The 7,175-nt window shown below is 31.8% G+C and carries 9 protein-coding genes; 3 read left to right on the top strand and 6 right to left on the bottom strand.

Going from position 1 to position 7,175, the window contains the following annotated elements; all coding sequences use genetic code 11:
• Together MODO_RS19390 and MODO_RS14450 are read left to right on the top strand one after the other, a co-directional pair.
• Positions 1–1,494, top strand: a 1,494-nt coding sequence (locus MODO_RS19390) for a hypothetical protein (RefSeq protein WP_059051239.1), incomplete at its 5' end; no start/stop codon positions are given.
• 18 nt (positions 1,495–1,512) lie between these two features.
• Positions 1,513–2,829, top strand: a complete 1,317-nt coding sequence (locus MODO_RS14450; protein ID WP_006258497.1) for a phage tail-like protein — start codon at positions 1,513–1,515, stop codon at positions 2,827–2,829.
• Between the two features lie 102 nt (positions 2,830–2,931).
• On the opposite strand, the gene MODO_RS14445 is transcribed toward MODO_RS14450, so the two are convergent.
• Positions 2,932–3,354 carry a hypothetical protein gene (locus tag MODO_RS14445; RefSeq protein WP_006258496.1) on the bottom strand — a complete coding sequence of 141 codons (423 nt, stop codon included), beginning with the start codon at positions 3,352–3,354 and terminating at the stop codon, positions 2,932–2,934.
• Positions 3,355–3,413: 59 nt separating this feature from the next.
• Positions 3,414–4,109, bottom strand: a complete 696-nt coding sequence (locus MODO_RS14440; protein ID WP_006258495.1) for an SIR2 family NAD-dependent protein deacylase — start codon at positions 4,107–4,109, stop codon at positions 3,414–3,416.
• A gap of 41 nt (positions 4,110–4,150) precedes the next feature.
• On the opposite strand from MODO_RS14440, the gene MODO_RS14435 reads away from it, so the two are divergent.
• The gene (locus MODO_RS14435; RefSeq protein ID WP_006258494.1) at positions 4,151–4,831 is read left to right on the top strand and encodes a TrmH family RNA methyltransferase; all 681 of its coding nucleotides are present in this window, start codon (positions 4,151–4,153) and stop codon (positions 4,829–4,831) included.
• Between the two features lie 59 nt (positions 4,832–4,890).
• Here MODO_RS14435 and MODO_RS14430 read toward each other — a convergent pair whose 3' ends face one another.
• The 4 genes from MODO_RS14430 to murQ are packed head-to-tail and all read right to left on the bottom strand — an operon-like array spanning position 4,891 to position 7,146.
• The gene (locus MODO_RS14430; protein ID WP_006258493.1) at positions 4,891–5,688 is read right to left on the bottom strand and encodes a TerC family protein; all 798 of its coding nucleotides are present in this window, start codon (positions 5,686–5,688) and stop codon (positions 4,891–4,893) included.
• 21 nt (positions 5,689–5,709) lie between these two features.
• Positions 5,710–6,093: a hypothetical protein gene (locus MODO_RS14425; protein WP_006258492.1), complete on the bottom strand. Its 384-nt coding sequence runs from the start codon at positions 6,091–6,093 to the stop codon at positions 5,710–5,712.
• Positions 6,094–6,097: 4 nt separating this feature from the next.
• Entirely contained in the window at positions 6,098–6,328 is a 231-nt protein-coding gene (locus MODO_RS14420) for a DUF6095 family protein (protein WP_006258491.1), read from the bottom strand.
• Positions 6,328–7,146 (bottom strand): N-acetylmuramic acid 6-phosphate etherase, encoded by an 819-nt coding sequence (gene murQ, locus MODO_RS14415; RefSeq protein WP_006258490.1) that lies wholly within the window; start codon positions 7,144–7,146, stop codon positions 6,328–6,330. The genes MODO_RS14420 and murQ overlap by 1 nt, the downstream gene beginning before the upstream one ends.
• Positions 7,147–7,175: the final 29 nt, after the last annotated feature.

The following is a 7,175-nucleotide window of genomic DNA, read 5'->3' as shown; positions in this document are numbered from 1 at the left end:
GGTACTGCTGCAAAAGGATTCTATTATTGGACTAATAATACTACGACTCCTGCAGAAAGTAAATGGGAACTTATTACTTCAGAATCTGTATTAAATCAAAAAATAGATGAAGTTAAGAATTATGTTGATACAGAAATAAAAAAGATAACTAATATAGTAGATGGTGCTAACCTAAGTTATTTAGTTGCTTTTAATCCTACTGGAGGAGCAAATGGTAAAGGAGAGTTTTCTTATTTAGTTCCTGATGGTAGCGGAGGGTATACTCAAAAAGCAATTACATTTGCTGAGTTAATCGCCTTATCTGAGACTAAAACTTTTATGAAAGCAGAGATGCATAAAATAAAAGATCCAAATGATGAAACTGGTAAAACTGAAGTTGAAGTAGTAAAAGCTTATTACTATTTCAATGAAGATGCAGTTAACGCCTGGTTAATTGCTGGAAATGATATTAAAGATATTAATGACCCAGTTAAGGGGATTCCTTTTACTTCAGGATTTAAAATCGACGTAGTAGGTACTGTAAGTTCTAACTTAGAACAAGTATTTAATGATAATCGTAAGTTTATTGATAAATTTATTACTAAATCTGAAGGGAATGTTTTTGCTGAAGTAGTTAATAATGAAGTTAAGTTATACTATATTGACAAAACTAATGGTAAAACTGAAGTGAATTTCAATACTTTAGAAACAAAAACTAATATTCAGAAAACGATTGTTGACGCTTCTGGGAAAGAGGGAACTTATACAGATGCTACATTAGGAACTCTTAAAGAAGGTCAAATACTATTTAAATACAAATCTGAAGAATTAGATGCTAATCAGCAGCCTGTAAATTATTATTTAAATATTACAGAAGAGGTTAAAAATTCATTTAATCATCAAGATATCAAAGACGAGTTAAATAGATATTTGACTCAAGGAGGTAATGTTTACTATGGTGAAATCACTACAGGTGATGGTAAATTCGTGTTATATCATTTAATTGATAATGGTGATGGAACATTTACAAAAAAACCAATTGATATTAGTGAAAACATAATCGAAACGATTAAAACTAATGATAAAGTAACAGAGTTAATCAATGAGAAAACAAAAGTTGTAGTGACTACAGAAACTAATGTACCTACTGGGGAAGTTATCAATGGATATACTGTATATAAAGGTACTGCAGAGATACTTGTTAACCATGCGGATGGTTATGATTCTGAATTAGCTGCTAATACTTATGTAGTTACTAAACCAATGAAATTTGTAGTAGATGACGCAACTAAGAAAGGTTCTTGGGTTGAGAATAAAGCTGATAAATTTGGTAGATTACTTAAAGCATCAGTATTAGATAAAAATGGACAAGTATTATTCACTACAGTTACAGATGTAACTTCACCTGGTGATAATCAATTTAGATTTGCTTTTGGTGTTGGAAACAGTTATTATCCATTACCTAATGATAAATATGAGGTTGTTTTTGAATATCTTGGGGCAACAAAACAATAATAAAAAAAGTTAAGCACTATGAGAAAGTATTTAATAGCATGTGCTGCTCTATTTGGTATGTCCTATATAGGACATGCCCAAGTAGGGGTTGGTACACTAAGTCCTTCTGAGAGTACTGTCTTAGACATACACGCTAAGGATAGAGGGGGGCTTTTTCCAAGAGTTCATTTAAAAGATTTGAATGAATTAGATCCTGTTATTGGAAAAAAAGGAGACTTAAAGATTAAAGGATTAGTTGTATTTAATATTAATCCTAATCCTAATTTACAAGATAAAGATCTTGCTGGAAAATCTGAAGGGTTTTATGTGTGGTCTGGTACATCTTGGGATAGATTAACAACACGAAGTGAAATTTTAAAGCTAATTGGAGATAACAATAGTAATCAATCTCTAGAAGAAATTTGGGCGGTCATTAATCAACTTATTAATCAAACTAAACCTGGAGAATCTTTGAAAGGAACTTCTGTCGTGTTGTATGATTTTGATAAAGAGCAATTTTATACATTAGTTAAAGATGATAAAGATAACGTTGTTAGTTCTGAGGTTGTTGACTTAACGAATGTAATCCAAAAGGCAGAAACAAAATCTTTAATTAATAGAGGAGAAGTTATTGCTGATGGGCAAAAACCAGAATTAGTTAAATCTTTAAATTATGACCAGACAAAGTTGAAGAAAGGTCAGATTTTTTATGAGTATTTAGGAGAAGAGAGAGATAAAGATGGAAAGCAAATTCCTTTTTATCTTGATATAACTGGAGATGTTAAGAAAACCATTACTAATAATCAAGAGGTACAACAAATTTTTGAAGAAACAGTAAATAAGTTTTTGACAGAAGGAGGTAATGTATTTTATGGTGATCATGATGAAGATGGAAATGCTGTTACTGAAGATGTTTTATATTCTTATGTAATCAATAATACGACAGGTAAGAGAGAAAAAAAGATTATTAATATAACAGAAACGCTTCGTGAAATATTAAAGAATGAAAACTTTATAAAAGAACTTAAAGAAGCTGTTAGTTATAATATTAGTAGTGCCATTACACAAACAAATATTAAGTATGAAGGTAAAGTAGTTAATGTGTTTTCAAGCACAGCAACTGTTAACTCTCTAGACGCTGAGGTTGTTGGTGTAGAATTTCCTGATGAAGTAGGTATTAAAGCACTTAACATTTTTGATATCAAATTGTATAGTTTAGAAGGAAAATTGATAACTGTAGGTATTACAGATATTAAGTATGATGGAGGATTACTAGATTTTTCTTTAGGTAGTGGAGGGTTATATACACCAATTACTGCTGGTTCATACAAGGTAGTTGTTCAGTTTACAAAGTAAAACTTATAACAAAGAGTAGTAAAAAGCCTCTAGACATTGTCTAAAGGCTTTCTCTTTTAAATAAAAAAGGTCTCAAAAATATTTTTTGAGACCTTTTTTATGTTATTTAACTTGGTAAGTACCTATCGGTGTTATGTAGTTTTTATAGATGAAGTCTACTCTTCCATTACCTGCATCTTTAGGGATTTCAAAGTGTACTTCTGTTGGTGTTACTTTGAAAATATATGCAGGAGTTGGTGTGTCTGATGCTCCAGGTTGTAATGCACGAGTTCCTTTTTCAGCATTTGTTTTTTTACTTGGTAATTTTTTAGTAAAATTGATTGTGTATTCTCCAGCTTTACTTTCATCAAAACCTTTTCCTTTTAAAATAGCTGTATCCCCAGGTTGTTTATTTGAGAAATCAACATTGTTTATTTGCTCAGGGTATCCTGTAGGTTTTGGGTCATTCTTACTATTGTCATCACTAGAACAGCTTACAACGCTCAAAGAGATTGAGGTAATAAGGAATAAAAAAAGTTTTTTCATAAAATTGATTAGTTAATTGTTTAGAACTCTAAAGTAGTACCTTTTTTAATTCTAACAAATTATTGTGTCTTTTTTATTAGTTCATTTAGTATCGAATTTAGCCCTTCTGAAGCAGTATTTTTAATAACGGTTAGTGAGCAAGGTGTATGCTGAACTAACGCTGGGTTCGTGTCTATATAATAGGCTTGAGCATCTGATCTAGCATAAGATATTAGTGAGGCTGCAGGATATACTTGCATAGAGGTTCCTATGATGATGATGATATCTGCTTCTTCTACTAATGGAATAGCTTTCTCTAGTTCAGGAACCATTTCTCCAAACCAAACTATATGTGGTCTAAGTGAATGACCGAGTTCATTAGAGTCATTTGCTAAGAGATCTTTTGTCCAAGGGTATATTAGTTTTTCATTCTGTTCACTACGCACTTTCAATAGTTCTCCATGTAAATGAATAATATTATTAGATCCTGCACGCTCGTGAAGATCATCTACATTTTGAGTGATGATACTTACATTGTAGTGTTGTTCTAATTGAGCTAGAATGTTGTGAGCTTTATTCGGTTGACAACTTAATAGTTGGCGTCTGCGATCATTATAAAATTGCAAGACTAGTTCTTTGTTTTGTTGCCACCCTTCAGGTGAAGCTACCTGCATAACGTCATGACCTTCCCATAATCCATCAGCATCTCGGAATGTTTTAATACCACTTTCAGCACTCATTCCTGCGCCTGAAAGGACGACTAATTTTTTTTCCATAATATTCTTACCTTTGCAATTGTCTTAAAAATAAATATATAATGAATATTTCAAATAAGCTATTTCAGGACGTTGATTATTTAGAATACTTAGAGACTTTCTTGACTGAAAATAGAGTAGAGCGTTTTAAAGAAGTTTTAAAGGATCGTACAAATCATTTTACTGTTGTAGCTGAAGATGTATATCAATTGCATAATACGAGTGCTGTAATGCGTAGTTGTGAGGTTTTTGGTGTACAAGACTTACATGTTATAGAACAAAAATTTGGAAAGCGTATAGATAAAGAAATAGCTTTAGGTGCTGAGAAGTGGGTAGATATTCACCGTTATGCATCTATACCTACAGCCATTGAAGATATCAGGAAGAAGGGCTATCAGATTGTGGCAACTACTCCTCATGTAGAAGCAAATCATTTAGAAGACTTTGATATTAGTAAGCCTTCTGCTATATTCTTTGGTACAGAAAAAAATGGACTGTCTCCTGAAATTATAGAACAGGCAGATGCTTATATTAAAATACCAATGGTTGGTTTTACAGAAAGTTTGAATATATCAGTGTCAGCTGCGATTATTATTCAGAATCTAACTACGAGAGTAAGGAACTCAGATGTTGAGTGGAGGTTAAAGGAAGAAGAAATACTTGCAAAAAGAATTGATTGGGCTAGAAAGTCTATTAAAGATATTGATTTTGTAACTGAACGTTATTTAGAATCTAAGCAATAATATAAAACAAAAAACTCCTTCAATTGAAGGAGTTTTTTGTTTTATATAAGTGATGTTATTTAAGTACTAGGATTGCTCTTTTTGCGTAGTTTCATATTGATAAACTCTACAGCTAACGAGAATGCAATAGCGAAATATAAATAACCTTTCGGTACAGCTCCTATTTCTTGTCCAGCTAATACAGCATGTGAGATGTGCATACTTTCTGTAGTAAGCATAAATCCAATCAATATTAAGAAGGAAAGTGCAAGAATTTGAATAGAAGGGTTCTTATTCACAAAGTTACCTACAGGTATAGCAAACAACATCATCACTCCAACAGAAACAATAACTGCAGCAATCATAATATATAGAGCTCCTTGTAAGCCATTAGTCATACCTACAGCTGTTAGAATACTATCAACAGAGAATATAATATCAATCATTAAAATCTGCATGATAATGTTGCTAAATGATTTAGTAGCTATTTTTTTTGCATTAGGAGCTTCATCTATAGGGTGATGATCATGCACATGAGCTACTTTTTCATGTATCTCTTTGGTCGATTTATAAATCAAGAAGATACCTCCACCTAATAAGATTAATGCTTGTCCATTGAAGTCTGCGCTAAACCAACTCCAATTGATACTAAATAAAGGTTTTTTCATAGCGATAAGCCATGTAACACCAAATAATAATGCAATACGCATAAACATGGCTAAAAACAGCCCTATTTTTGTTGCTTTTTTGCGTTGTTCTTCAGGTAGTTTACCTGTGACGATTGAGATGAAGATAACATTGTCTATTCCTAATACAATTTCTAAGAATGTCAATGTAATAAATGCTACTATAGCATCTGCAGTTAAAAATACTTCCATAGTATTTAGTTGTGGATTAGATTATAAATCAGCTATTTTTTTAATAGTTCCTCTTTCTCTTCTTGCATCTCCTACATACCCATATTCGAAAGTACATAGATCTCCGTCTGTAGTAATTATCTTAATGCTAACAGGCTTTTTATCAGCCATAGTTTTAGGATTAAGTTTCTCTAAGATAAACTCGCAATCGTTTACCCAACGTATAGCAGCACTATCTGTTTTACCTTCGAATGTTTCTATTTCTAATTCTTCAGTTCTAATGAAAGTAGAAACTTTCTTTTCTCCATTAATTTCGGCAGTAAATTCGAATTTACCTGTTTTAAATTTAGCACAATTTCTTTCTTGATTATAACAAGAGACTAATAAAAATAAAAAAGGTAAAAAGTAAAGTAGTTTAGTTTTCATGTTTTTAATTTCCAAAAAGTGATTTTATAATAGTTTGTAATCCTTTAAAAAATAATAGCATAGAAGTTAAGCATATTAAACATCCTAAAATAAGTATAGGATAGAAAAAAGGGTGAGCTTGATTTTTTAAAGAACTATGGATAACGATAGGGCCTAAAAACATAAGAGGTAAAGTAATCATTAAGTATTTTACACCTTTGCTCAACAGTTTTCGATCAGTTTGTGGTTCTTCCATTATTTAGTTGATTTAAAACTTTCTATTGCTAAGCGGACATTCTGATATTGGTCTAAAAGCCCTTTAGCGATAGTGTAGTCTATATTTAATTCATTTATAATCATTTGTATTCCTCTTTCTTGTAGTTTAGCATTAGTCATTTTCATATCGACCATTTTATTGCCTTTTACTCGACCAATTTGTATCATACTACTAGTTGAGATCATATTAAGAACGAGTTTCTGCGCAGTACCAGCTTTCATACGAGAGCTACCTGTTACAAACTCAGGTCCTACGACCACCTCTATAGGATAATCAGCTACTTCAGCAAGAGGACTTTGAGGATTACAAGTTATACAACTTGTTGTGATTTTATTTTTTTGGCATTGTTCTAATGCTTTAATAACATAGGGAGTAGTACCAGATGCAGCGATACCAATGACAATATCTTTTGAATTGACATTATACTGTTGTAAATCTAACCAACCTTGTAAAGGATTGTCTTCTGCATTTTCTACAGCATGTCTAATGGCGTGATCTCCTCCGGCAATGATCCCAATAACTAAATCAGGTGATACTCCATAAGTAGGAGGGCATTCTGAAGCATCTAGGATTCCTAATCGTCCTGAAGTACCTGCTCCAATGTAGAATAGTCTTCCTCCATTGTTTAATTTAGAAACAACTTGTGTTACTGTCCTTTCTATTTGAGGAATTGCTTTTTCTACAGCTAAGGGAACAGAAAGATCTTCTTGATTGATATTAGACAATAATTCTTGGATAGACATCTTGTCTAGATTATCATAATTAGAAGATTGTTCTGTAATTTTTATAAAACTCACTTTTGAATAGTTTTTAAAAAAGTATGAAC

Source organism: Myroides odoratimimus, from assembly GCF_001485415.1.
GTDB lineage: Bacteria > Bacteroidota > Bacteroidia > Flavobacteriales > Flavobacteriaceae > Flavobacterium > Flavobacterium odoratimimum.
The sequence above is the reverse complement of the archived record's forward strand: the minus strand, read 5'-3'. Positions and strand labels throughout refer to the sequence as shown.